This window comes from Flavobacterium sp. IB48, assembly GCF_016405855.1.
GTDB classification, from domain to species: Bacteria; Bacteroidota; Bacteroidia; order Flavobacteriales; family Flavobacteriaceae; genus Flavobacterium; species Flavobacterium ginsengisoli.
The window spans coordinates 53,544-78,414 of sequence record NZ_JAEFCA010000009.1; the positions used below are offsets into that span (position 1 = coordinate 53,544).

23 protein-coding genes are annotated in these 24,871 nt (G+C 33.6%); 11 read left to right on the forward strand and 12 right to left on the reverse strand.

The genetic code is table 11. The annotated features are described in order from the left end of the window. Positions 1-28 precede the first annotated feature (28 nt). Positions 29-814 carry a polysaccharide deacetylase family protein gene (locus tag JC605_RS20855; protein ID WP_198858030.1) on the reverse strand — a complete coding sequence of 262 codons (786 nt, stop codon included), beginning with the start codon at positions 812-814 and terminating at the stop codon, positions 29-31. A 189-nt stretch (positions 815-1,003) separates the two neighbouring features. On the opposite strand from JC605_RS20855, the gene mprF reads away from it, so the two are divergent. From mprF to JC605_RS20875, 4 genes are read left to right on the forward strand one after another with little or no spacing between them, the layout of a single operon-like run. Next, positions 1,004-3,631: a bifunctional lysylphosphatidylglycerol flippase/synthetase MprF gene (gene mprF / locus JC605_RS20860; protein WP_198858031.1), complete on the forward strand. Its 2,628-nt coding sequence runs from the start codon at positions 1,004-1,006 to the stop codon at positions 3,629-3,631. Between the two features lie 12 nt (positions 3,632-3,643). Then, a complete protein-coding gene (locus tag JC605_RS20865; RefSeq protein ID WP_198858032.1) occupies positions 3,644-4,297 on the forward strand; it encodes a DUF998 domain-containing protein in 654 nt (217 codons plus the stop codon). 22 nt (positions 4,298-4,319) lie between these two features. Then, positions 4,320-5,744 carry an AcvB/VirJ family lysyl-phosphatidylglycerol hydrolase gene (locus JC605_RS20870; RefSeq protein WP_198858033.1) on the forward strand — a complete coding sequence of 475 codons (1,425 nt, stop codon included), beginning with the start codon at positions 4,320-4,322 and terminating at the stop codon, positions 5,742-5,744. Positions 5,745-5,747: 3 nt separating this feature from the next. Further along, entirely contained in the window at positions 5,748-6,101 is a 354-nt protein-coding gene (locus JC605_RS20875; RefSeq protein WP_198858034.1) for a DUF488 domain-containing protein, read from the forward strand. Between the two features lie 13 nt (positions 6,102-6,114). On the opposite strand, the gene JC605_RS20880 is transcribed toward JC605_RS20875, so the two are convergent. From JC605_RS20880 to JC605_RS20910, 7 genes are read right to left on the reverse strand one after another with little or no spacing between them, the layout of a single operon-like run. Further along, a complete protein-coding gene (locus JC605_RS20880) occupies positions 6,115-6,612 on the reverse strand; it encodes a 4'-phosphopantetheinyl transferase superfamily protein (RefSeq protein WP_198858035.1) in 498 nt (165 codons plus the stop codon). Next, complete coding sequence (locus JC605_RS20885) at positions 6,609-6,863, reverse strand: acyl carrier protein (RefSeq protein ID WP_198858036.1); 255 nt, start codon at positions 6,861-6,863, stop codon at positions 6,609-6,611. Before JC605_RS20885 ends, JC605_RS20880 begins: the two co-directional genes overlap by 4 nt. 1 nt (position 6,864) lies before the next feature. Beyond that, positions 6,865-8,133, reverse strand: a complete 1,269-nt coding sequence (locus tag JC605_RS20890; RefSeq protein WP_198858037.1) for a beta-ketoacyl synthase — start codon at positions 8,131-8,133, stop codon at positions 6,865-6,867. Then, a complete protein-coding gene (locus tag JC605_RS20895) occupies positions 8,130-8,567 on the reverse strand; it encodes a 3-hydroxyacyl-ACP dehydratase FabZ family protein (protein ID WP_198858038.1) in 438 nt (145 codons plus the stop codon). Before JC605_RS20895 ends, JC605_RS20890 begins: the two co-directional genes overlap by 4 nt. 11 nt (positions 8,568-8,578) lie before the next feature. Further along, positions 8,579-9,631, reverse strand: coding sequence for a type III polyketide synthase (locus tag JC605_RS20900; protein WP_198858039.1), 1,053 nt, complete (start codon positions 9,629-9,631; stop codon positions 8,579-8,581). Next, complete coding sequence (locus JC605_RS20905) at positions 9,628-10,341, reverse strand: methyltransferase domain-containing protein (RefSeq protein WP_198858040.1); 714 nt, start codon at positions 10,339-10,341, stop codon at positions 9,628-9,630. Before JC605_RS20905 ends, JC605_RS20900 begins: the two co-directional genes overlap by 4 nt. After that, positions 10,342-11,469: an NAD(P)/FAD-dependent oxidoreductase gene (locus JC605_RS20910; RefSeq protein WP_198858041.1), complete on the reverse strand. Its 1,128-nt coding sequence runs from the start codon at positions 11,467-11,469 to the stop codon at positions 10,342-10,344. It abuts the gene before it with no gap. 454 nt (positions 11,470-11,923) lie between these two features. On the opposite strand from JC605_RS20910, the gene JC605_RS20915 reads away from it, so the two are divergent. From JC605_RS20915 to JC605_RS20945, 7 genes are all read left to right on the forward strand, one after another. Beyond that, a complete protein-coding gene (locus tag JC605_RS20915; RefSeq protein ID WP_198858042.1) occupies positions 11,924-14,308 on the forward strand; it encodes a TonB-dependent receptor in 2,385 nt (794 codons plus the stop codon). A gap of 15 nt (positions 14,309-14,323) precedes the next feature. Further along, positions 14,324-15,043, forward strand: a complete 720-nt coding sequence (locus JC605_RS20920) for an HmuY family protein (RefSeq protein WP_198858043.1) — start codon at positions 14,324-14,326, stop codon at positions 15,041-15,043. A 12-nt stretch (positions 15,044-15,055) separates the two neighbouring features. Next, the gene (locus JC605_RS20925; protein WP_198858044.1) at positions 15,056-15,859 is read left to right on the forward strand and encodes an HmuY family protein; all 804 of its coding nucleotides are present in this window, start codon (positions 15,056-15,058) and stop codon (positions 15,857-15,859) included. 18 nt (positions 15,860-15,877) lie between these two features. Next, positions 15,878-16,624 (forward strand): hypothetical protein, encoded by a 747-nt coding sequence (locus JC605_RS20930; protein WP_198858045.1) that lies wholly within the window; start codon positions 15,878-15,880, stop codon positions 16,622-16,624. A 76-nt stretch (positions 16,625-16,700) separates the two neighbouring features. Next, positions 16,701-17,381 carry a hypothetical protein gene (locus JC605_RS20935; RefSeq protein WP_198858046.1) on the forward strand — a complete coding sequence of 227 codons (681 nt, stop codon included), beginning with the start codon at positions 16,701-16,703 and terminating at the stop codon, positions 17,379-17,381. 240 nt (positions 17,382-17,621) lie between these two features. Next, complete coding sequence (locus JC605_RS20940; protein ID WP_198858047.1) at positions 17,622-18,662, forward strand: hypothetical protein; 1,041 nt, start codon at positions 17,622-17,624, stop codon at positions 18,660-18,662. A gap of 152 nt (positions 18,663-18,814) precedes the next feature. Continuing rightward, on the forward strand, positions 18,815-19,171 hold the full coding sequence (locus JC605_RS20945) for a hypothetical protein (RefSeq protein ID WP_198858048.1): 357 nt from the start codon (positions 18,815-18,817) through the stop codon (positions 19,169-19,171). Positions 19,172-19,319: 148 nt separating this feature from the next. Here JC605_RS20945 and JC605_RS20950 read toward each other — a convergent pair whose 3' ends face one another. The 4 genes from JC605_RS20950 to JC605_RS20965 all read right to left on the reverse strand — a co-directional run bounded on the left by JC605_RS20950 (position 19,320) and on the right by JC605_RS20965 (position 24,844). Next, on the reverse strand, positions 19,320-20,009 hold the full coding sequence (locus JC605_RS20950; RefSeq protein ID WP_198858049.1) for a CPBP family intramembrane glutamic endopeptidase: 690 nt from the start codon (positions 20,007-20,009) through the stop codon (positions 19,320-19,322). 76 nt (positions 20,010-20,085) lie between these two features. Continuing rightward, positions 20,086-20,676: a Crp/Fnr family transcriptional regulator gene (locus tag JC605_RS20955; RefSeq protein ID WP_198858050.1), complete on the reverse strand. Its 591-nt coding sequence runs from the start codon at positions 20,674-20,676 to the stop codon at positions 20,086-20,088. A gap of 277 nt (positions 20,677-20,953) precedes the next feature. Then, the gene (locus tag JC605_RS20960; protein ID WP_198858051.1) at positions 20,954-22,465 is read right to left on the reverse strand and encodes a glycosyl hydrolase family 32; all 1,512 of its coding nucleotides are present in this window, start codon (positions 22,463-22,465) and stop codon (positions 20,954-20,956) included. Between the two features lie 201 nt (positions 22,466-22,666). Then, entirely contained in the window at positions 22,667-24,844 is a 2,178-nt protein-coding gene (locus JC605_RS20965) for an HAD-IIB family hydrolase (protein ID WP_198858052.1), read from the reverse strand. Positions 24,845-24,871 lie beyond the last annotated feature (27 nt).

A 24,871-nucleotide genomic window follows, 5' to 3' on the forward strand; every position in this document is an offset into this window, starting at 1 on the left:
TATGTTAGTGGTAATTCAATTTTCTGGATTAAAGCTTCGGCGGAACCAAATTGTCTAAATCGGAAAGTTTATAAAACTTAAGATCATTCAATTTCATGTATTTGCAGATGAATTCTAAAGTTTCAATTTTAACTTGATAATTTTCAGTGATTTCTTTTACAGGTTTATGGCCGCAAAGAAGTAGAATTTTATTGTTTCTTTTGGCATAATCTAATAATTCTAATACATAAGGAATGCTGAAATGAATATGGCTATTGTCAATATCAAAAGCAAAAACAATTTTAGAATTATTAAAATAGCTGTCTTGTTTTTCTGGAGCTTCACCACCAAATGCTCTTCCTCTAATAATTTTAAATAAAGGAGATAATGCTTGATCTAATGAATCTGATCTTTCCCCGTAAGGATAAGCAAAAGATGTAACGTTGAATCCCTTTTTCTTCATAGAAACAATCATCGGATCTATTTCTTGTTTTAAATATTCTTTGACGCTATATTTTTTGGTAAACTTAACAGCATTGTAATGATGATAACCGTGTCCAGCGATCTCATGACCATATTTTTGCATCTCTAACAGTGTTTTTATTTCGGGAGCTCCAATAGAATCAATTCTACAGACGTTAAAAGTGGCTTTCCAAGAATATTTTCTTAAAACTTGATCTGCTTCAGACCATTCGTCGACATAAGCATCATCAAAAGATAAAATTACTCCAGCTTTATATGCTGGTTTAGATTCGGTTTGTGTTTTTTTGCCTTCGCAAGAAAGTAAGGTTAAGAATAGTAAAAATAATACAGATTTTGTCAAAAATATCCTCATAGATTTTGGCTCGTTAGGGAATTAAAATTAGAACATAATTCAATTCAAATATAGAGAATCTTCTTAATAATTCGTTCTCTGGCTACTTAAAAAAGATTTGTGTAAAGTTATAAGTGATAGATAATTATTGTAAATTTATACGACACAAGATATTTATTTTCATTGCTAAAATTATTCTATAATAGAAATATGAAAGTACAATCCATTTCTAACCGATTTCTTGTTTTTTTTAAAGAAAAAAAAGGAATCTCTTTTATACGCGAAAATGATAAAATTATTAGACAAGCAATCTTTACCATTTTCTTTCTCGGAATCGGAATATGGTTTATCAAACATGAAAATTCAGAATTAAAAGAAGTCAAAAATGTTATTGCAGATGCAAGCATTTTTTGGGTATTATCTGGTGTTATTCTGGCCGCTATTTATATCACATTGCAAGCTTTAATGTATTACGCCTCTTTTTTGGCCGTACAAAGCAAAATTTCATTTAAAGATGCCGTTATTCTCTTTCTAAAACGAAACTTTGTTAGTTTTTTCCTACCTGCTGGCGGAATTTCTTCTTTAGCTTTTTTCACTAAACCAATCGAAAAGAAAGGTGTAAAAGCAACTCAAATTCATTTTGCATCAATTGTTTATGGTTTTGTCGGTATCCTTTCTGTTATTATAGTTGCTATTCCTGCTTTAATTTATTCTTTTTTTCAAGGCACGACAGGTTCTGGAGAATGGTATGCGTTTGCGGCAGTTGCTGGATTAAGCATTATGCTGTATTATGTTTATGTTTCGGTTATAAAAAAGGGATTTATTTATACTATTATTATTCGATTTTTTCCTTCTGCCGAGGTCTTTATGGAGGATTTAAGAAACAACAGAATCATAAAAAATAAGTTTCTGCTTGTTGTTGTTTATTCTACTATTATTGAGTTTGTTGGAATTGCGCATTTATATGTCGCCATGATCGCTTTAGGATTTGCGCCATCCTTAACCGCAGCGATAATGGGGTACATTATTTCGGTTATATTTTTGATTGTTTCGCCTTTTCTTCGTGGACTTGGAGCTATCGAAATATCAATGAGTTTTATATTGATACAATTTGGTTTTCAGAATGTTAATGCAATAGCAATTACCTTTCTCTATCGCTTCTTCGAATTCTGGATTCCGTTACTGGCTGGAGCAGCATTGTTTTTATTCAGTGCCAATAAATTATTAATGCGTATTATTCCTTCTTTTCTAATTTTTATTTTAGGCTTAATCAACATTATATCTGTTTTAACGCCGGCTATTTCTGAGCGTTTAGATGTTTTAGAAGATATAATTCCCATTTCTGCAATCAAAGTTTCCAACTATTTTGTAATAACTGCAGGCTTATTTATGCTAGTTAATGCGGCTTTTATGCTCAAAGGATTGCGAACTGCGTGGTGGTTTTCAGTTTTTCTTACTGGCATTTCTGTAATAGGAAATATTACTAAAGCTATTGATTATGAAGAAGCTGTAATTGCACTTATTGTTCTGGTTAGTTTAATTGTGACAAGAAAAGAATATTATATAAAGAGCAATTCGCATTTGCAGAGTTTAGGTTTAAAAACGGTTTTAATAAGTATTTCAGCTGTTTTAGTTTATGGTATTTTAGGCTTTTATTTCTTAGACAAAAAACATTTTAATATTGATTTTGACTGGCTTCAATCGATACGATATACATTGCAAAACTATTTCTTGATCGGAAGTTCAGATTTAGTGCCTTTGGACCGCTTTGCAAGACGTTTTCTTCTGTCGATAAATATCTGTGGATTTCTCTCTCTAGGATTTCTGCTTTACGCTTTAATACGTCCGTATACAATTAAAAAACAAGCTGTAGAAGCAGATTTTTCTGCAGCAAATGCTATTCTGCAGCAATATGGTTCGTCATCATTGGATTATTTTAAAACCTACGATGACAAGACCATTTTTATTGCCAAAAATCAGAAAGCTTTTTTAGCGTATCGTGTTGCCGATAATTTTGCTGTTGTATTAGAAAATCCAGTTGCAGAATCGAATGCCGAAATGAAAGAATGCATAATAGAATTTGATGATTATTGTTATGAAAACGGTCTAAGAAGCATCTATTATCGCGTATCCGAAGAAAATTTAGATGTGTTTGCTTCACTGCAAAAAAAGAGTTTGTTTATTGGTCAAGAAGGAGTTGTAGACTTATCGCTATTTACACTCGAAGGCGGTGCAAAAAAATCGTTGCGAAATGCAATAAGCAAAGTCAAAGAAAAAGGCTTTAAAACTACTATTTACTCGCCGCCAATAAAGGATGGAGTGCTTCAAAAAATAAAAGCTGTTAGCGATGAATGGTTAGACAGTACAGGAAGAAGCGAAATTATATTTTCTCAAGGTAGATTTGATTGGGAAGAGCTTAAACAGCAGACGATTATTACGGTTGATAATGCCGAAGAAAAAGTTGTTGCTTTCTTAAATGTAATTCCAGATTATGCTGAAAATGAAGGGACTTACGATTTAATTCGTAAGACGAACGATGCGCCAAACGGTATAATGGATTTTATTCTTATTGAGCTTTTTACCTATTTAAAATCGCAAAATTGTGAATCTGTAAATCTCGGACTGGCCGCTATGAGCGGAATTGAGGAAGCGAATACTTTTCCTGAAAAATCAATGAAGTTTGCTTACGAAAGAATTAAATTCTTTTCGCATTATAAAGGTTTGCGAGATTTTAAGGAAAAATTTTCTCCCATTTGGCACAACAAATACTTAGTGTATTCTCATGATTACGATTTGCTTCAAGCTCCAATTGTTCTTAATAAAGTTGTAAAACCATAATTTTTTTAAAATATGAAAACAGCACAATTAAATTGGACAAAAATAATGGCAATACTTTGTATCATTACCTGTATTTCCGATTTTATTGCCGTGTTTGCATTAGGAAGCCGATACGCTGGATATGATCAGTTAAAGGATACAATGAGTTCGCTAGGGACCAGTATTAGTCCTGTTTCAAATATAATTTCGATTTGGTGGATTTGCATTGGAATTATATTTATTGGCTTCGGAATTTTTTTTGGAAAAGCATTTAATGACAACTCTAATGCTATAAAATTAGGTTCTGTTTTAATTATTCTCTACGGTTGGGGAGAAGGTATTGGCTCTGGTTTATTTAAAGCTGATAGAGTCGAGGGCAGAATGACTGATTCTTTTATGATGCATAGTTTGGCCGGTGGGATTGGTGTTATTGCGGCATTACTGCTTCCTTTTATTTTACGTAAAGCTATTGTAACACAAAGAAAATATCTGTTTCATATTTTTTCATGGGTTGTTTTTGTTTTCGGACTTATTACAACGATACTCTTTACATTTCGTTTTTCTTCAGATCAAAATAATTTCATTTCTCTTTACAAAGGATTATGGCAAAGACTCTTTCTGCTAAATCTCTATGTATATTTTATTGCGCTTTCGATAATAATGTATGGTAAAGAAAACCAGTTTTAATTTAACGTTAAAAAGAATCAAGATGAATAAAATAACAATAATTTTTCTTTTTGTTTTTGGTCAAAGTGTTCTTGCAGCAAGCTTGGATACTATAAATGTAGGTTCATTTGGAAAAGTAACGATATATAAACCCAAAGCAACACCAAATGCAGTTGTACTGTTTATTTCTGGTGACGGAGGCTGGAATAGTGGAGTAGTAGATATGGCCAAAAACATTGTAGATCAAGGAGCTTTGGTGGCTGGTATTGATATTCAGCATTATTTTAAAAACATTAAAAAAGAAAAATCAAAATGTTATTATCCGGCAGGCGATTTTGAAGAATTGAGTTTGATTTTGCAAAAGAAATTAAAGCTAAAACAATATTTTAAACCCATATTAGTAGGATATTCTTCTGGCGCTACACTCGTTTATGGAATGCTGGCTCAAGCTCCTGCCAATACTTTTAGTGGAGCTATTGCTTTAGGATTTTGTCCTGATATTGAAACAGACAGAACTTTATGCGATGGTTCTGGACTAACTTCTCATGTTTTAAAAGAAGGAAAAGCCTTTTATCTAGAAAAAACAGAAAAACTTACAGCTCCTTTTATTGTTTTGCAAGGAACAACAGATCAGGTTTGCAATTATGCAGATACTAAAAAATACATGGACGGACTTAAACAAGGAAAATTAATTACACTTCAAAAAGTTGGACACGGATTTTCGGTTACAAAAAATTGGCTTCCTCAGTTTATAGATGCATATAAAGAAATTCTGAATACACCCAATTATGCGAGACAAAAATCAGAGCAGAATTCGTTATTGAAAGAACAGCATTTGGAACCACTGCCTTTTGAAATGCCTTTAACATTGATTCCGACAAAAAGTAAAGATGAAAATCTTCCGATTGCTTTTGTCATTTCTGGTGATGGCGGCTGGACAAGTTTTGATCAATCTGTTGGAGAAGCGTTAGCAGAAAGAGGAATTGCAGTTGTTGGACTTGATGCTCAGAAGTATTTTTGGAATGCTAAAACGCCATCAGAAACTTCAATTGCTATATCAAAAGCAGTAGAACATTATTTGCAGCAATGGAATAAAAAATCGGTTATTCTTGTAGGTTATTCTTTTGGAGCATCTGTTATTCCGTTTGTTGCGGCTAATTTTCCAGAAAACTTAAAAGAAAGTTTAAAAGGAGTTTACTCGCTATCGCCAGATGTAAAAGCTGATTTTGAAATTCATATTGCTGATATGTTAAGTATGGAAAGTTCAAATGATAATTATGATGTGATTTCGGAAATAAAGAAAATAAAAGCTTATAATCCGGTTTGTTTTTTTGGAAGTGAAGAAGATCAAGAAACCAGAAAACGTTTTGCAGAATCGAATATTAAAACCATAGAAATTTCGGGCTCACATCACTTCAACGATGATTATGCAAAAATAGCAGAAAGTATTGTGAAGGAAATGAAGTAAGAAATGAAAACAATACAGATTAAAAGAGTTTACGATTCTAAAGAGAATGATGGAACTTATCGCATTCTAATAGATCGTTTATGGCCAAGAGGAATAAAAAAAGTTGATCTTAAAGTGGATGAATGGGATAAAGAAATTGCGCCTTCGCCAAAATTGCGAACGTGGTTCGATCATAAAAAAGAAAATTTTGCCGATTTTTCTAAATTGTATACAGAAGAATTAAAAACGAAAAATGAAGATGTTGAACGATTAAGAACAATTGCAGAAAAACAATCCATCACGTTATTGTATGGCGCAAAAGATGCCGAAATAAATCATGCCGTTGTTTTGAGAGAATTTCTTCTAAAGAAACAATAAGAGCATAATAGATTTATTGGCGAATAGTTACCCATTTCTGAAATCTTCCGTGATGACTGATTGAAATATCCTGAAGTGAGTTTAAAGTTTTTAAATACGGAATTCCATTTTCATCTTTTACAATTTCTTGGTTCTGAACTTCAATTACATTATTGAAATTTTTCTGATTATCTACAGCAATAGTATGAATGTTCTCTAAAGATAAAATCGTTTTTGTGTGATAAATTCTTTTATCACAAATCACTCTTCCTGATGCATTTTTTGAAGTCAAAGAGTTTAATGAACAATAAAGTTTTTTCGGGCTGAATTCACGTATTTTGGTATGGCGATTATAGATTTTGTACGCAGCCTCTTTCATACTCCATAAAAGCCAAACCATGATTTCTGGTTCAGCATAATTTTTTATGAGCAATTGTTCATCAGCCGTAAAAAGCTTTTCTATAAAGCCTTTCCGTTGCCAATTGCTTTCTATACGTGACTGCGCGAGATCTATAATATCGTTGCCAATCATTTTTCGGCAAGTTTAGTTTCGATAATTTCTAAAGCTGTTTTTACATCTAGCATTCTTTCCATATCGATATTGTCAATTACAATATTGAAGTTTTCTTCAAGATCAAGAACAATATCAACCAAGTTTGCCGAATTTATATTTAAATCTTTTATAAAATCAGTTTCTTCTGTTAAGTTGTCATAGGCGTCCATGTTGGTCACAAAAGGCTTTATAATTACTTTTAATCTTGCGGTAAGTTCTTGTCTGTCCATTTTAATTTTCGAATTTTTTAAATAATATGCACGCGTTTACATCGCCAAAACCAAAACTGGCTTTTGCAATTATTTTTGGGTTAGTTATTTTTGTTTCTAAGAGCACTTTTGACGAATCAATAAGTGCAGCAATTTCAGGATGTAGATCAATGCAGTTTTTATTTCCAAACAAAAAACCTTCATAAAGCTGTAATACTGTGGCAACACTTTCAATGCTTCCAGATGCGCTTAAACAATGTCCAGTTAGACTTTTGAGTGAATTAATGTACGGAAAATTAGAACCATTTCTCTCTAACGCTTTTGTCCAGTTTTCGATTTCCAAACTGTCTTTTGTTGTTGCTGTTAAATGCCCGTTTATGGCATCAATTTCATTCGGAGTTATTCCTGCATTTTCGATAGCAGTTTTAATGCATCTTTGAACGGCTGTACTGTTTGGTGCCGTCATCGTTCCGCCGTCGCGCTGTCCGCCAGAATTGACATTTCCACCCAAAATTTCAGCATAAATGATTGCGTTTCGTTTTAAAGCAGTTTCCAAATCTTCAATAATAAAAGCACCAGCACCGCTTCCTGGAACAAATCCAGCTGCCGAAGCACTCATAGGTCTTGAACCTTCTTCTGGATTGTCATTAAACTTGGAAGAACAAACACGAATCGCGTCAAATCCAGCCCAAATATAAGGTCCGCTATCAGAAGTACTTCCTGCTAAGATTCGTTTTGCCTGTCCAGATTGAATTCGGTCGTAAGCCATTAAAATAGCTTCGGTTCCAGTTGTACAAGCCGAAGAATTCGTAGTAACCTGATTTCCCAATCCGATTTTACCGCCTAGATACGCGCTAATACCGCTGTTCATTGTTTGTGCCACAACTGTACTTCCTAATCTACGAACTTGCAGTTCATCAATTTTATAAATGCTTTCGCGAAATTTATCAATTCCAGAAGTTCCAGATCCGAAGATAGCTCCGCTATCCCAATCTGGATTTTCGTTTATTGGCAAACCTGCGTTATTCCAAGCTTCCATGCCTGCAATAACACCGTATAAAATTCCGGTGCTATTAAATCCGCGAAGTTCGAGTTCTGTAAAATACTGAGCTTTTAATTCCTCAGATATTTGAGGCTGACCCGCAATCTGACAAGAAAATTGCAATTCTTCTAACTGAGAATCATGACGAATACCCGAAATGCCGTTTTGCAGTGCACGACTAAACGCAGGAATGCCAACACCATTTGGCGCGACAACTCCAAGTCCTGTTATAACAACTCGTTTTTTCATAATTTCTTGGTTATCATTCCTGCCAAAACACCTCGGCAAACTTCTTGTCCAGCTTCATTTTTCATTACAGCATTACATTTTAATTTTCCGAAACGGAAAAACAATTTTTCTGAAGTTACCGTTACTTTTTCATTTGGATAAACAGGTTTCAAAAATTCCATATCGGCAGAAGTAAAAGCAATTACGGTGTTTTCTCCCAATTCATTTCCTAATAGAAATATTCCTAAGCAAACCATTCCAATCTGTGCCATTGTTTCAGTTAGAATAACGCCTGGAGTAACAGGATTATCTTTAAAATGGCCTTTGTAAAAATCAAGATTTTCTTTGTAGGTATAAGTTCCTATAACACTGTTTTCATCTGCGTGAAGCAATTCATCGACAAATAAAAAGGGCTCACTGTAAGGAAGTTGTTTTACGATATTTGTTAATTTCATAAGCTTTCAAATTACCATTGCAATAAAACTCTTTGTGCTGAAAATCCTGGGCCAAAACTCAGCATTAAACCTTTTTCTCCTTTTTTCGGATTTCGATTCATAATGTTTTCTAAAACATACAAAACCGTAGCGCTCGACATATTGCCGTATTGTTTGAGAATTTCTTTAGTGTCGTCAATATTTTTCTCTAATCCTCCGAAAAGAGATTCAACAGTTGTCACGATTTTTTTTCCCCCGGGATGAAAAATCATGTGATCAATATCTTTAATTTCTAAATTATTCTGTTTCAAAAAAGGATGAATAATATCTCCAAAATGAGAAGCAATCGTATCAGGAACTTCAATATCGAGAACCATTTGCAGTCCGCCGTTGGTTAGTTTGAAACCCATCATGTGTTCAGCATCATAAAAATGATACATTTGTTCATCGAGAATTTCAGGACCAGCATCTTCTTCTTTGGAAGACAATAAACAGCAAGCAGCACCATCTCCAAAAATCGCAGCGCTGACAATATTTGGCATGGAGAAATCATCTAACTGAAAAGTTGCCGTTGGCGATTCTACAGCAATTACCGCTGCACGTTTTCCAGGATTCGATTTTAGAAAATTCTTGGCATAAATAATTCCCGAAATTCCTGCTGCGCAACCCATTTCGGTTACAGGAAGACGAACAATATCTTGTCTGAGTTTCATTTTATTAATCAGATAAGCATCAAGCGAAGGAATCATAATTCCGGTACAACTTACGGTAATAATGTAATCTAAACTCTGCGGATCCCAACCAGTTTTTTCTAATGCTTTTTCGAGAACTTGATGTCCAAGAACAATCATTTCACGGCTATAAATATCATTTTTTTCTTCGAATGAAGTAGCGGTAAAAACCTCTGAAGGTTCCATGATAGAATATCGTTTGTCTACAGAAGCGCCTTCAAAGATCTTTTTTACTTTTTTTATAAAACGCTCTTCCTGACCTTTAAGCCATACGTCTACAAGGGGAAGTATTTCTTCTGTCGTTCGAGAATATTGCGGAAGCTGCTTAACAGCTGTGATTATCTTTACACTCATATTTTAGTAATTATCCACTGGTAGCGAAACGCCCATTTCCAGTTTATGGAATAGTTTTTTAGATTTAGTTTTTCGGAGAAATGCTCCAATTCCTTTTTTTTGAATCCTTTTAAAATGGAAATCAAACCATCATTACGAGACATTCTATTGAGATTGAAAATAACACTTACCAATTCAAATAATCGATAAGCGAGTTTGCTTCGATGAAGATCATTTACAACAATTCCAATCGAAGCATTTTTATTTAGAACATTCATAACTTGATCAATCTGCGCTGTTGTAAAATGATGCAACGTCAACGTACACAAAACAATATCATATTTCAGTTCATTAAAATCTTCGCTAAAAATATCCATACAGAGATAGTCAATATTTGTAAAATCTTGTGAAAGTTTCTTGGCATAATCAATTGTAAAAGCATTGGCGTCGATACCAATTAATTTAAAATTTAGATTTTGCTTTTTTCCGTATTTAGCAAGCATTCGCAACATATCTCCATTTCCGCAACCAATATCAGCAATGATTATTGTTTTTGAAATATCATTATTTTTTAAAAGTTCTTTTATGCCATGTAGCGTCAGTTTATTTCCTCCAAGCAATTGGTTGATAGAAGCAATTTGATCTAACGCGCCAATCAATTCTTCGCTTTCAAGCGAAAAATCATCCATTATCTCTATTTCTTCTGTTCTATATTTAGTGTTTACACCCATTTATTCAATTGTTATTGGTCGGCCGTGCGTTTGTTTTATAATGAACGAAAGTAATGCAGGAATCGATGCTGCAATGGTCGTCATGATATGAGTTAAATTTTTATGCGTCAATGCATTTGATAATAGTCTGCCAAAAAATAATCGCTTGCTAAAATGCTTTTTCCATTCTTTGATATACTTTTTTTCAAATTCATTTCTGGTTTCAATCTTTCCATAATAAAAATCAAGAACTAGTTCAGAAGCTATTTTAGCGCTATGGATCGCCATTGCCATTCCGTTGCCGCACATTGGATGAATCAATCCTGCAGTATCTCCAATCATTAAAATATGATTTTCTACACATTCTTTTTTGTCAAATGAAATCTGGCTTATAGTTAAAGGCTTTTCGAATAGGGAAGTGCTGTTTTCGAAAATAGCTTTCAGTTTCTTATTTTTATAAAGTACCGATTTTTGATACTCATCTATGTTTTTGTATTTTTTAAAAGTTTCAAAATCGGCTAAATAGCAAATGTTTATAACGTCGTTTTCGACTTTAGAAACGCCGCAATAACCGCCTTGAAAATTATACAAACCAACGAGGCTTTCATCAAATTTCCCTTTGTAATGCGCTTTTATGGCAAGCCAAGGTGATTTTTTAGAAATAAAGTCTCTTGACAAAACTTGATCAATATTTGATCTTTTGCCATAAGCGCCTAAAATTATTTTTGCTGAAAAAATTTCTTCAGAAGTTGTTACGGTGAAAATGTCATTTTCAAAAGAAATAGTAGTGACATTTTCTGTAATAATAGTACAGCCATTTTCGACGGCTTTTTTAAATAAGAAATGATCCAATTCATAACGGCTGATTCCGAATCCTCCAAGCGGAAGTTTTGTTTTTGCCGTTTTACCGTTTTGTGCAACAAATTCAAAATTTGAAATGCTGGTTGGATGGAGTTCTCTAACATCTATGTCCAACCAAAATAAATAAGGAAGAATTTCATTTGAGATATATTCTCCGCAAACCTTATGCTTTGGGTACGTATTTTTTTCGATAAGAGTTACCCTCAAACCTTTTTTAGATAAGTGCAGAGCGCTTGCCAGACCAGCAAGACCGCCTCCAATAATAAGTACATCGGGATTTGTTCTCATACAACCAATTTAATCATAAAAACTCAAATGTTCTTACTTAATTCTATAAGAAATTAACAAAATTTCAATGTTGTTTATTCTGTGTTTTCTCACATAAAAAATGATAATTTATTTTGTTTTTTTCTTAAGACTTAAAATTTCAAATGAGGCAAGGAAACTTCTATTTTTTCAATTCGTAATAAAAATAATATTAATTTTTTTGCACTATCTTTTTCTCTTCTTGATTTTTTTTTCTTGAATTTGTTTTATTTATAATTACTATTTAAAGTATTGTTTTTTAGATTTTTAATTTATTTTTTATAAAGTTTTAGTTTAGGTGATATTTACGATTTATTCTACGATTTTAAAAAATATGTAAATAAAATACTATTACTTTATTATTAATTACTATTTTTACGCAGTCTAAATAAGAATAGTTATTCTGGTTTTTGAGAAGAGATCAGTCAAAAAATAAATGAAAAATAAAAGCACTTACGGTCATTTCAATACAATTATTACGAGTTTCATTTTACTATTTGTTAATATGCTTTTGGGGCAAAATAATAATAGTATAAACGGTTTGGTTTTTCATTCTAAAAATCCATTATCGCATGCTACAGTAATTTTAGAACCTTCTTTTAAAAACACCGTAACTGACAGTAAAGGACATTTTTCATTTTCAGGATTATCAAATGGAACGTATACAATTCGAATAAGCAATATGGGCTATAAAGATTACATTGAGAAAATTACTTTAAATGGCGCTGCTCATTCCATTCAAATCGAAATGGAACAAGGAGTCGATTTGAAAGAAGTCAATGTAACGAGCCGCATTAAAGAAAGCAGTAATCCTGAAAACTTGGTAAATGCACGATATAGCGCTATGCCAGTTACTGTAATCGATCGTAAAACAATTGAACTTATGGGGAGTAGAAGGCTCGATGAAGTTTTAAAAGAACAAACAGGAATTGCTATTGTAAACAATATTAGCGGTGGGGCTAGATCTGTTGGCGTGCAAATGCAGGGTTTTGGAAGTGAATATATTATGGTGTTAATCGATGGTCAGCCAATGGTGGGGAGAAACAATGGCAACTTTGACCTTTCGAGAATTAGCGTTTCCAACATCGAACGTATAGAAATTATAAAGGGTGCTTCTTCGAGTTTGTACGGAAGTGAGGCTTTAGGCGGCACTATAAATATTATTACCCGACATGGAGTTGTAGATCCGCAAATGCAGGCTTCAGTAAGTTATGGATCACTGAATATTGTTGATGCTACATTGGAAGGAGAAACACCTTTTCTTGAAAATAAAGGCACTGTAAATCTTGCAGCAAATTATTACAGAACAGATGGTTACAATACCAATTCTAAATACATACAAGGAACAACTTCGCCACCTTACGATAATTATAGCTTACAAGGAAGATCGCGTTATCAGGTAAACCAAAAGAGTTTTCTAGGCTTGAGCGGACGATATGGGCTTCGTCGTTCTTTTATGGAAAAGGATTTTGGTCTAGGCCATATTTCTGGAGATAATCAAGATGAGCAGGATTTAAATCTTTCGGTTTCATTTGATCATCGTTTTAATAGCGCATTTAGAAGTATTACAAGATACTACCTTACGTATTATACTGCTGATATGAGTGTAGCTTGGCAGGAAAATAATAGTTCGGTTAGTCAAGATGTTTTTAAACAGACGCTTCATCGTTTAGAACAGCAGTTTTCTTATAGCAGTAATAATACATACCAGCTTGTTGGGGGTTTTGGGGGAAGTGTGGAAAACATGAATGATGTTGCGCTCAATGGTGTAAACTCTCTAGAAACTATGTTTTCTTATGTTCAGGGAGAATGGACTCCTTTCGAGAAACTAAAGGCAGTTGGCGGATTACGCTATGATCATACTAATAATTTTGGAGGAAGATTAAATCCGAGTTTTGGATTGCAGTATTTTATTAGTCCAAAATTAACTTTTAAAACAGGTGTTGGAACTGGATTTAAAGCACCAGATTTTAAAACCAATTATTTAGTGTTTTACAATTCAAATAGCAATTATTTAGTAATTGGAAATGCTGTTCTAGCACCAACCTTAGAACAACTTCAAAAAGATGGACAAATCAGCGAAGTTAGACAATATGTTCTTGATCAGACCGCTGGAAATTTGCAAGCCGAGAAAAGTACTTCTTATAATGCAGGATTGATTTTCGAACCTTCAAAGAAACTCAAAGTAGAGGGAGGCGGTTTTTATCATAGAATAACCAATCAGATTAATAGTATTCAAGTTGCTACAGGCTCAAACAACAGAATAATTTATACCTACCAAAATCTTCCAGAAGCTGTCAATAAAGGTTTTGAGCTTTCGCTAAAATTAACCCCAATAAAAAATCTAGAAATAAGTGCTGGTTATCAATACTTAATTGCTAAAGATCTTAGCATAAAAGATAGCATTAGAGCAGGAAAATGGCCTTACAGTCAGAATATTCACGATCCAGCAACTGGAAATTCGTATAAGCCGCGACCATCAGATTATTGGGGAATTGAAAACCGTTCCCGTCATATGGCGAATTCTTCTATTTTCTATCGCAATAATCCATGGAAACTTAATGCAAACTTGAGAGTGAATTTTAGAGGAAAGTATCCATTTGGAGATCGTAATGGAAATCAATTTATTGACAAATATGACATTTTTGTGAAAGATTACTGGCTGATCAATGCAAGTATTGATAAGCAATTATTGAATGATCATCTCAATGTCAGATTTACGGCTGATAATATTTTCGATTATACAGATCCGCTAATGCCAGGACAGCCAGGAAGAATACTTCTTTTGGGTGTTAGCTATCGTTTCTTTAAAAACCAATAAACTCAAATATTTCTAATGACAACAATTAAAACATTTAACAAAAGTAAAATACTGCTTTTCGCGATAGCTGCGATAAGTTTGGCTTCCTGCAGCAGCAATGAGGAAGATACAAACTCTTCGCTTATTGATAATAAAAGCACTATTATTACTGATCTTGCGGGCGACACTGGAGCTTCTATGGGAGATGGAACTAATGGAAAAGAACAGAGAAGTTTTCATACGTTTTTGTTTCGCTTCAGCGATAAAAAACAAATATGGCTGCATACCAAAGCAGATTCTTTGCAATATATGAAAACAAAAGACTGGGACATTGCTTTTACAGGACCTTACAATAGCGAAGTTTTTGTAAATAATGCAAAATACCAATATAATCCTGGTTTTGAAGGGCCAGCAGAAAATACTTCTGTTGTATTGCTTAATGAAGAGTATAAAAATGTAACGCAAGCACCTTCAGATACAGATTTTAATACTAGCGAGATAACCAAAATAGGATGGGCTTCTTCAGAAAGTTCTGCTGGATGGTTTTATTACAGCTTAAGCAGCCACATTATGCAGGCAATTCCGAATCGTACATATGCGATACGTTTACCTGACGGAAAATATGCCAAACTGCAACTTGTAAATGCCTATAAAGGAAATCCTCCAGCGGTTACAGATTTGAATTGGCCTGCTCCTTATTTCACTTTCAGATATTTTATCCAGAAAGACGGAAGTAAAAATTTAAATACCAAATAAATAGATAACCTCATGAAACGAATAAAAACATTAATAGAGAAAGTATCGCCAATATTGATGATGGTTTTTCTTATTGCTGCCACAACTACAGCATGTTCATCTGATGATAAACCAGCAGAAGGAAGCGGAAATGAAGAAAACCCAGGAACAGAAATTCCAGATCAAACACTTTTTAATAAAGTCATTCATGTAAAAAATTATCAAGGAAGCACTTCTGATGATAATCCGACGGCGCCTTCTGCAACACTTTACTATAGTCTTGAAGAGAATAAATCGGTTGACGGTTCTTATAAAAAAACAAGAAAATGGGATTTAGCTTTTGGCGGATTATATGCCAGCTTTTTGTCTGGAAATAACGGTTTAGACAATAAAAATAATGGTTATCAGGCAGGTGGAGTTGGCGGAATTACAATTGTAGCTAAACCTTTTGATGAAGTGGTTGATGTTCCGGCTGACAGTCAGTTTAAAACAGGAATTGATCTTATAGGAACAGATGATGCTGGTTCTTTTGGTAATGGAACTGGATGGTACTTGTATGATTTTGATGGAGTTGTTGTGTCTGATGGAACTAATCCGCAAAAAGCTCACGTAGCATATGCACTTGGTGAACCTCTTAAAATTATAAACGGAACAACTATTCCCGCAAGAACTATTATTCTAAAAACAGCAAACGGAAATTATGCCAAAATTAAAATGATTTCGGTTTACAAAGATGTTTATACGTCAGCTGAATGGTTTAAAGATACGCCGCACATGTATTACACTTTTGATTATGTAATGGTTCCAAAAGGAAGTACAAAATTTGAAATTAAATAACCAATCCAAATACAAATAATGAATACTAAAATTACAAAATTAAAAACACCTTTGTTTTTTGTTGCTTTTACGCTTTTTAGTCTTTTAACTTCTTGCGATAATGAAGAAGAAAGATGGACAGATGTAAAAGAAGATCCAGTTACAGAAATTGTTACCGACCTTGATGCACGAAGAATTATATCTTTTAAGGTTGTAAATCCGGGTGAAAGTCAAGCGATATATAGCGCTGTAAATAATTTAGAAAAAACAATAACAGTTTATCTGCCTTCTTATTATGAATATGAATATTTAGAAACTTCGATTTCACTTCCTGAAAAAACAACTATTACTCCCGCAGCTACCGAGTTAGTGCCTGTATTCGCAAAAACACCATTTACGTATACCACTAAAGCAGCTGATGGAACAACAGCTGTTTATACTGTAAAAATTGTGATCCAACAGCCAAAATTGGTTTTAAGAGAATTATCAAGTGAGACTTCAACTTATACTATACCCGTTTCAAGCTCTATGTTTTTAAAAGGTGAAAACTTTGTCCCTTCTTACGAAGTAACAAAAGTTTATGCTGTAGATGCACAAGGAAATAAAAAATGGCAATTTCAGCAGTATAATGAAGGTTTAGACATCTTTAGCTTTTCAGCAGCTTATGTTTTTGGAGGAACTTCTAGTGAAGCAATAACATTAGAACCCGATACTGACTATTGGATACAGATGGAAAGCTATAATCTTACCGCTACAATGAAATATCCTATTAGAATTACAAAATAAACTTGCAAATAAAAAATGTCTGTCTTTTCTGCCGAGGTAATAAAAGAAGCCAAATTAATCTATTAAATATATCATTATGAAAAAAATAATCTTATCATTTTTAGCATTGGCTACTATTTCAATTACATCTTGTAGCTCAGAAGACCAAACTGCCGATTCACAAGGACTTGCAAAAGCACAAGAAGAACAAGTTTCTAATAAAACAGCCAAAGCAGCTGCATTAGAATTATGTTCTGCAACTTCAACATCAGTAACTGTAAATAGATGGCAAGCACCATCATCTGTAGATACTAACTGGACTCCAGTAGCTGCTGTTATTGGCGGTGTAAACGTTCAGTGGGAAGGTATTTACGGAGCTTCACTTCGTCCTGTTGGAAATACAGCTCAATGGTACGTTGGTACAGTTGATTTAAATTCTGTTTGTGGAGAATGGGATTTATGGAAAGAAAGTGTTGAAGTTAAAAATGCAACTGGAAATGTTGGTACAGCTCCAACATCAGATCCTTATAATATAGTTGGATACAATGGTACAATATCTGGATCAAATTACGGATTAGGATATTACTCTTATAATATTACAACTCATGTTATGACTCCTGCTAAAGCTATTGTAATCTGGAAAGCAGCTGGAACAAATTCACATTCTGTTACAGTTCCTCATACAAGTGCTACAGAAGTTTATTTGGTAAAAGTAACTGCGGTTACTCCAGGAACTTCAAGCAGCGTAATCAGTTATAACTGGTCTAAAGTATTATAAATCAATAACAATGTAAAAAGAAACATGGGATTACGACATAATTAAAAAGTGCTGCAGTAAAGCTTGACCGGCGATCTCTGCAAAATACTAATATCATATCATTACCCCATGACTATCAAACGGCTTTTTGAATTACCGTAAGCATTGAAAATACAGACATTTTAAAAATATAAATGCCTTTATCAATAAGGCAAAAATAATAAAATAAAATCATTTAAAAATTAGATAATCAATACAATCATGAATAAAAAAAACAATACCAATGTATTTTTAATCGGATTACTTTTTTTATCAGTGCTATTCTTTTCTTGTGATACTGAATATATTGATAAAGTAAATTCAATTCCTGGCGATGTTGTAAAAGTTCCAGGATATACTCACATTGAGTCTTTTACGATAAAAGATGCAGATAATAATGATGTAAGCGCCGCTATTACAGAGGAAAATATAATAGTGACATGGAGTGTAAATACATCTTTTCCAGAAACCATAAAACCTGAAATTGTTCTTGGTACAGAAGCTGTAATTTCTCCGGCATCTGGAACAGAAGTTCCTTTTAAAGACGGAACCGTTTACACGGTAACTTCAAAAGCGGGAACAACAAAAAAATATACGCTTAAAATAGATTTCAGACAAACAGAACCAAGAACTTGGACTGTAGCCTATCCAGAAACTTTTAGAAAAGGTTTTTTGCAAAAGATTGTTAATATAGGAAACTCAGGAATCACATCATCGATAAATGATTTGTGGCTAAGTGTCGAAAACACTAGAGTTTATTTGGTATCTGCAGAAGATGAGAAAACAGAATATACCGCAGAAATCGTTCATTTAGGTGGTTCGTTAGGAACAACCACATCTGGTACAGCGTTTACGGAATATGGAGTATATTATTTTCTTAAAGAAGACATGCCTGTAGGAACTTATGATTTACGTGTCAAAAACGGAATTTATACGCTTCAAAATGGAAGTGTCGAAAATAGATTTCAAGTTAGTGTTATTGAACCAGATTCTTTTAAAGCAGAGTTAATTGGTTCTGGAACAGAAAGGAAAATTGGAGATACATTTGAAATTAGAGGAGGTCAACTAAATACAATTACCAAAATAGAAATGTATAACAGTACAGCTCCAACGGCAATTTATCCGTTAGAATTTGTAAGTGGCACTATTTACAGAGCGATATTAAAAGTTCCAGAAGGAACACCTGCGGGAACTTATAATCGAGTAAGATTCTATAGAGATGCAGCCAGTACGCTTACTGCATATACCTTGAAAATTAAATAATTCGGATATTTTTTTTTTAGAATGCGCAGACTGTAATGGTGTGCGCATTTTTTATGTTTAGAAAAGTTTATTAATTATATATATTTGCCAACTTTCAATTAAAGATTTCTAAAATCTGGAACTATTTATATTTCAAATTCAGCATTAAATAAATGACAATACAAGATTTAGTAGGTACTTATTCTATTTCGGGAAGCAATCAGGACGAAAGTAATGAGATAACTTACAAAGGTGTTTTGACTCTGACTTTAGATCAAAACAATCGCATAAAAGCAGATTGGCTTATCAATTCGCATAAACAAAAAGGAACGGGTTTCTTTAAAGACAATATTTTGGTCATTAATTTTAGTTATAAAGGCGATGATCATAAAACTTATAAAGGAGTTGCGGTTTATAGATGCATTACCAAAGATATTTTAGACGGATTTTGGTCTGAGAAACATGGAAATCCATTGTATTTAGGAAGTGAACATTGTTTGAGAATGGAAACTATGGAAAGATTAAATTAGAATAGAAACAGCGCAAAACTTAAAATGTTTGCGCTGTTTTTTTTGCCACAGATTAAAAGGATTTTCACTGATTAAATCTGCATAATCTGCTAAATCTGCGTGAAAAAAATATTTTGCAGAAACTATCTCAATTGTCTGCGGAATTAAGTTAAGCTGGATTAACAGCAGTTTTATATTTTCTGTTATAAAGAATAATAAAACCAACCCATATTACTAATAAAATTATGATTAAAGCAAGTTCTGTATCGTGAAGTCCATTACGGAAGAAATTATTTAGCGAATGTACTCCCGCAACTGCCAATAGCGATCCTGTAGAAGTATATACTTTTCCGATTCCCCAAGTTCCGAAGAAAATGATTCCGAAGAAAATCATGTTGCTTGGAGTTGTTTCAAAGTTTAAATGCCATGCGAACCAAAGAACAGCAATAATTAAGATTGAAGTAAATTTAGGAAGCGATTTCAATTGTCCTTGCAAAAATCCACGCCATCCGATTTCTTCTAAAAGTCCGTAAACTAAAACCGTAAACATTAATAAAATTGGAAATTTACCGATTGTGAAATAATAAACACCTGCAATTAAAACAGCTGGAAGAATCCAATAAACGGCAAACGGAACAATTGCATTTTTATAAATTCCTTTTAACGACATTGGATTGTTAAGAGAGAATATTTTTATTGCTGCCAAAGCACCCAAAGCAGGACCAACACCACGAAGCAAAATTACTAAATACGGATTTTCTATTCCTGACAATAAATTGGTTTTAACAGCTGCATATCTGCAGATTACAGCAATTACATAATAAACTATAATAGCGCCAAAGTTGATTTTATTTTTCATCGTTTTAAATTTGTTTGGTTTAGTGAAGCAAACTTAGCGAGCAAAAATGAAAATAAAATTGACTTTGGGTAAGAAATCATTTTTCCATAACTCTTTTTCGAATTCGGCTTAAACTTTCTGCTGTTAATCCCAAATAAGAAGCAATGATTTTGAGTGGTGTTCTTTGAAAAATTTCTGGACGCCCTTCTATAAGTTTCAAATAACGTTCTTGAGGAGAAAGCGTTAATAGATTAATTTGTTCTTGCTGTTTACGCACATAAAGCATTTCAGAAATAGCTTTTCCAATTCGTAAACCTGTTTCAGATCTTTGATACAGTTCGTTCAAATCTTGATGCGGAATAGACCAAAGCGTCAAATCTTCTAAAGCTTCAGTTTTAATAACAGATGGCTGCTGATTTAAAAAAGACATATAATCACTTATAAAACTTTTTTCATACAATAGATTAATGCAGATGTCTCTTTTACCATCCCAAACAAATAATCCCGCAGATCCTTTAATGATGATATTAAGATATTTTTCGACACCATGATAATCTTTTATGATTTCAGATTTATCAAATTCACGAACTTTAATCTTCTCCGAAAATCCTGTCCAGATGTTCATATCGGCAGTAAAATAATTTTCGAAAATTCTCTTTACATCTTCAGGAGACGGACTTTGTGGCATTTTATTAAATTATGAGTTTGGAATGCCAATATAAGTTTTATCTTTCAAAATAAAAACAGCTGTATTAACCTATTATCCTTTTGTGAAGTGAGTCCAACTTTGACAAAGTTTGACATTTATAACCTCAATAATTGTCATTTCGACGGAGGAGAAATCTCCACAAGTAACTCTACAATGGTAGTCCAATCTTTATCGAGCTTCTCGTGGAGATTTCTCCTCCGTCGAAATGACAAAAATGCGTAAACGAGCTCTATAATTTATCTTTTGGCAAAGCTCATTAAATTAAAGAATTTGGCTGAAGTTCATTATCATATTTTTCAGGATCAGAAGCTGCATATTCGTTTTCTGGTTCTGGAATAACGTGAATTTTAGAATCGCTTATCGAAATTACAGCAGAACAAACATAGATTCCGACTTTTCCTTCGTTGTATTTAAAATCCAATAAAGTCAGTTTTACGATGTCATTTATAGAAAGTTCATAGTAATTTCCGTAACGGATAATTTTAAAGGAAATCTGTTTTTCTTCGCTAATTTCAAATTGATTGGTTTGAATGTTTTCAAAAATGAAATTATTCTTGACATCTTTTTCATTAAATCCCCAAGCTCTAAACTGCACGAAACCATTCATAAAATCAATCGAAATATAATATCCAGTTCCTTCTTTATCACATTCAATTACAAAACCCGTTTTTCCCATTCCTTCAACAGACAATGTTCCTTCCCAAACAAAATCGTTTGATGGTTTTTCGAAGCCATAAATTTCATAACCGCTTCGGCAGCCAAATCGCCATTTGTTTTCATTTTCCAAAACAAATTCGGCTGTTGGATTTCCTAGAATAGGCAAGGGGTGAGGCAAATCTTTTTGAAGAATCGTTTTCTGATACAGTTTTTCCCAATAGTAATAACTTTTCAGCAAAAGTCTTCCACTTTTATCGACATCCAATTCTTTTGGTGGCGGAATTACGCGGTGTGTATTGACGTTTCCGTCTGCAAAATAGAAATTGTAAACCAAGAAATGTTTTCCATCTTTAACCACTCTGGCAGCATAGTTTCCTTGTGGCATCAGTACATTATTGTGAAATGCAGAATATTCTCCTCTAAATTCTGGCGAAGACCAATAACGAATTTTAATATCTTCTCTGATAGATCCTAAAAGATAATGCGTTCCTTTAATTTCAAAAACACACGGACATTCCACATCATCATAAACATACGGAATGTGAAGCGGTTTTTGCAGCACATAACCTTCCTTTTCTCTTTTTGCTACACCAATACAGCCTCTGCGGTATGTTGGTCCAGAGGCGCTTCGGGCGCAGATTAACAAATAATCTTCGTCTTTGTATTGGTATTTAAAAGGATCACGAAAACTAATCCATTGTCGCGGATTGTTATTTTTGCCTTCATAATGAGGAGCTTCGCTTTTAAACGGAAGTCCGTATAAGTTTTCCTTTTTCCAAGTAAGCAAATCGGTAGAAATTGCTCTTCCTACTTTTTGTTCGATTCCCTTGTCTTGGCGTTTAAGGCCAGTATAATACATTTCATAACCTTCGCCATCCGATTTTTTGCTGATGTGCATTGTCCATAACATATCATCATCCCATTCTCCTGGATCGCCCACAAATAAAGCGTTTTTTACTCGTTTCCACGAAAGACCGTCTTTTGAAATGGCATGAGCGATATAATCATGATTTGGAATGATTAAATGAAATAAATGATGAATTCCTTTTTCATCTATAAATACATCAACATCTCCAATTTCCCAGTTGCTAAATCCTGAACCTGAATACATTTTATTACTTATTTTTAAACTGTTAGTATGTTTTTTTGCCACGAATGGCACGAATTTTCACGAATTCTAATTTGAAGAACTTTGTCAAAGTTTTAAACTTTGACAAAGTTGTAGTTGTGATATGTCTTAGATTTTTGCCTAATTAAAAATTCGTGAAAATTTGTGCAATTAGTGGCTTATTTTTTATGCTCAACGAATGAATTATTTTATGACTTTATAATGTTTTAAACCTTCCAAAATTCCTTCTGAAGCTGAATTTTTAGCGACATAAATGCTTTTTGTTGTTTCATAATCGGCAAGTTCTGCGCTTCGGTTTCCAACAATAATTCCTTTTACTGAACCTCTAAACATATCGACATCATTTCCAGAATCTCCTGCCGCAATTACATTACTTAACGGAATAGACCATTTTCTGCACAAGAATTTAATCGCATTTCCTTTTGAAGCTCTTTTGGGAATAAAATCTAAAAACTGCCCATGACTCGGAATAATGTTGACTTTGTACCAGCCCGTTCCCAAAGCAGTAATCAGTTCATCATGATTGTAGTGTTCTTTATCATAATAATATGAGATTTTATAAGGGTTTTGAGCTTCTTCTTCCTGAATTTTTATCCATTTAATGTCTTTCAATCTATTGACAATATCTTCTCGTTTCCATCTTCCTGCAAGAAATTTTGCCCAACCTTTATCCAAAATATAATCCTTTCCATTGGTGTAATAAATTTCGGTTCCGACAGAACAGATAATAAAGTCGGGTAGAGGAAACTCTTCTTCATCAATTACTTTTTTAACAAGCGCTAAATTTCTTCCAGAAGCCATTGCAAAAGCCATTTTTTCGGTGCGATTGGTTAAATGAGCTTTTAATTCTTTCAAACCTGGATTTGCTAGTTTTGGTTCAATTAAAGTTCCGTCAATATCAGAAACCAATAAGTGATCTATTTTTCGTTTTAATCGGCTGATATTGATATTTGGATAATGCTGTTTTTTGATTCCAGTTGAAGAAACTGATAGATTTTCATTAATTAAATCTACATAATGGTTAACATGGCTTATCCAACTGTAATATTTTTGAATATTAGTTGCACCATTATTTGAGTAATATTTCCATCGATTTTCATCGGTTAAAATATTTCGGAGTGCTTTTTTGATCTGGCTTTCTTCTTGCGGATTTACCAATTCTCCGTTCTGGCAAACAGGAATTATTTCTGAAGGTCCGCCGTTTTTTGTCACCACAACTGGAAGTCCCGAACTAGCCGATTCGATAACGGTCAATCCGAAGTTTTCATGTAAAGCTAAATTCACAAAAACGCCTCTTTTTTCTGCAGCATAACGATAGATAATCGAAACTTCATTTTCAACATCATGTTTCTTCGGAATTGCCATTTTTCCGTACAAATCGTATTTATCCATTAAAAGAAGCAAATCAGTTAAAACGTTTTTTTCAGACTCTGGCATTTTAGCAATGTCTTTTCGAATTCCGGCAAAAATGACCAAATTAGCCATACTTTGCAGTTCTTTGTCTTTTCCGTAAACTTCAATTAAGGTATTCAAGTTTTTATGACGATCAGGTCGTGAAAGCGCCAGAATAATTGGCTTGTGCGGATTGGTAAGAAATTTAGAAATACTTTCGGCAACCCAATATTTTCGTTGCGCTTCTTCCATATGTTTATCCGAATCGTTTTCTTGATAATAATAAGGAACAAATTTTCTGGTGTCAATTCCGGGAGAGATCGCGTGGTATTTTCCTAATTCAAAATTTTTATATGCTTTGTAGGTCTCAATTTCCTGTTCGGTAGAAGTGACAATAAATTCTGCGAGTTCTAAGGTTCTTTCTTCAGCAGCAATTCGGGCTTTAAACTTGAACTTTTTCTCCAATTCTTCCTCAGTTTCTCCGCTTTCGATTAATTTCCTCTTTTTGTAGAATCCTAGAGAATGTCCAGTATGAGCGAAAGGTATATTCAAAACTGACGATAATTCGGCTGCGGCGTAACCTGCGTCAGCATAATGAGAGTGAATCCAATCTGGGAAAATATTGTGTTGTTTGATGTGTTGCATCGCGCCGTTCACAAAAGTATCTAGACCTTCCCAAAGCTGTTCTTTTGCTTTATATTTTTTTCCCAGAAACGGAATTCGCCTTATATCCAGTTTGTCATTTATAATTTCTACAGGTACTGAGTATTCTGGCGAAAGGGCGGGATCATCTATTAATCTTGTAAAAATATGAACGTGTTCGACATCTTCATGCTGCGATAAAAACTCTGCTAATTCGTATATGTATTTGGTCTGACCTCCGTTGTCAGCATCTCGACCGATTTCGAGACCAGAACCTTTCAAAAGTCCGTGGATATTGATAAGTGAAATTCGTAGTTTTTTCATCATTCTTCCTTATTTTATTGGATTTGCAAT

Excerpts from the sequence above, each read along its gene's own strand:
- JC605_RS20855 (WP_198858030.1), bottom strand. The coding sequence starts at position 814 with ATGAGGATATTTTTGACAAAATCTGTATTATTTTTACTATTCTTAACC.
- mprF (WP_198858031.1), top strand. The coding sequence starts at position 1,004 with ATGAAAGTACAATCCATTTCTAACCGATTTCTTGTTTTTTTTAAAGAA.
- JC605_RS20865 (WP_198858032.1), top strand. The coding sequence starts at position 3,644 with ATGAAAACAGCACAATTAAATTGGACAAAAATAATGGCAATACTTTGT.
- JC605_RS20870 (WP_198858033.1), top strand. The coding sequence starts at position 4,320 with ATGAATAAAATAACAATAATTTTTCTTTTTGTTTTTGGTCAAAGTGTT.
- JC605_RS20875 (WP_198858034.1), top strand. The coding sequence starts at position 5,748 with ATGAAAACAATACAGATTAAAAGAGTTTACGATTCTAAAGAGAATGAT.
- JC605_RS20880 (WP_198858035.1), bottom strand. The coding sequence starts at position 6,612 with ATGATTGGCAACGATATTATAGATCTCGCGCAGTCACGTATAGAAAGC.
- JC605_RS20885 (WP_198858036.1), bottom strand. The coding sequence starts at position 6,863 with ATGGACAGACAAGAACTTACCGCAAGATTAAAAGTAATTATAAAGCCT.
- JC605_RS20890 (WP_198858037.1), bottom strand. The coding sequence starts at position 8,133 with ATGAAAAAACGAGTTGTTATAACAGGACTTGGAGTTGTCGCGCCAAAT.
- JC605_RS20895 (WP_198858038.1), bottom strand. The coding sequence starts at position 8,567 with ATGAAATTAACAAATATCGTAAAACAACTTCCTTACAGTGAGCCCTTT.
- JC605_RS20900 (WP_198858039.1), bottom strand. The coding sequence starts at position 9,631 with ATGAGTGTAAAGATAATCACAGCTGTTAAGCAGCTTCCGCAATATTCT.
- JC605_RS20905 (WP_198858040.1), bottom strand. The coding sequence starts at position 10,341 with ATGGGTGTAAACACTAAATATAGAACAGAAGAAATAGAGATAATGGAT.
- JC605_RS20910 (WP_198858041.1), bottom strand. The coding sequence starts at position 11,469 with ATGAGAACAAATCCCGATGTACTTATTATTGGAGGCGGTCTTGCTGGT.
- JC605_RS20915 (WP_198858042.1), top strand. The coding sequence starts at position 11,924 with ATGAAAAATAAAAGCACTTACGGTCATTTCAATACAATTATTACGAGT.
- JC605_RS20920 (WP_198858043.1), top strand. The coding sequence starts at position 14,324 with ATGACAACAATTAAAACATTTAACAAAAGTAAAATACTGCTTTTCGCG.
- JC605_RS20925 (WP_198858044.1), top strand. The coding sequence starts at position 15,056 with ATGAAACGAATAAAAACATTAATAGAGAAAGTATCGCCAATATTGATG.
- JC605_RS20930 (WP_198858045.1), top strand. The coding sequence starts at position 15,878 with ATGAATACTAAAATTACAAAATTAAAAACACCTTTGTTTTTTGTTGCT.
- JC605_RS20935 (WP_198858046.1), top strand. The coding sequence starts at position 16,701 with ATGAAAAAAATAATCTTATCATTTTTAGCATTGGCTACTATTTCAATT.
- JC605_RS20940 (WP_198858047.1), top strand. The coding sequence starts at position 17,622 with ATGAATAAAAAAAACAATACCAATGTATTTTTAATCGGATTACTTTTT.
- JC605_RS20945 (WP_198858048.1), top strand. The coding sequence starts at position 18,815 with ATGACAATACAAGATTTAGTAGGTACTTATTCTATTTCGGGAAGCAAT.
- JC605_RS20950 (WP_198858049.1), bottom strand. The coding sequence starts at position 20,009 with ATGAAAAATAAAATCAACTTTGGCGCTATTATAGTTTATTATGTAATT.
- JC605_RS20955 (WP_198858050.1), bottom strand. The coding sequence starts at position 20,676 with ATGCCACAAAGTCCGTCTCCTGAAGATGTAAAGAGAATTTTCGAAAAT.
- JC605_RS20960 (WP_198858051.1), bottom strand. The coding sequence starts at position 22,465 with ATGTATTCAGGTTCAGGATTTAGCAACTGGGAAATTGGAGATGTTGAT.
- JC605_RS20965 (WP_198858052.1), bottom strand. The coding sequence starts at position 24,844 with ATGATGAAAAAACTACGAATTTCACTTATCAATATCCACGGACTTTTG.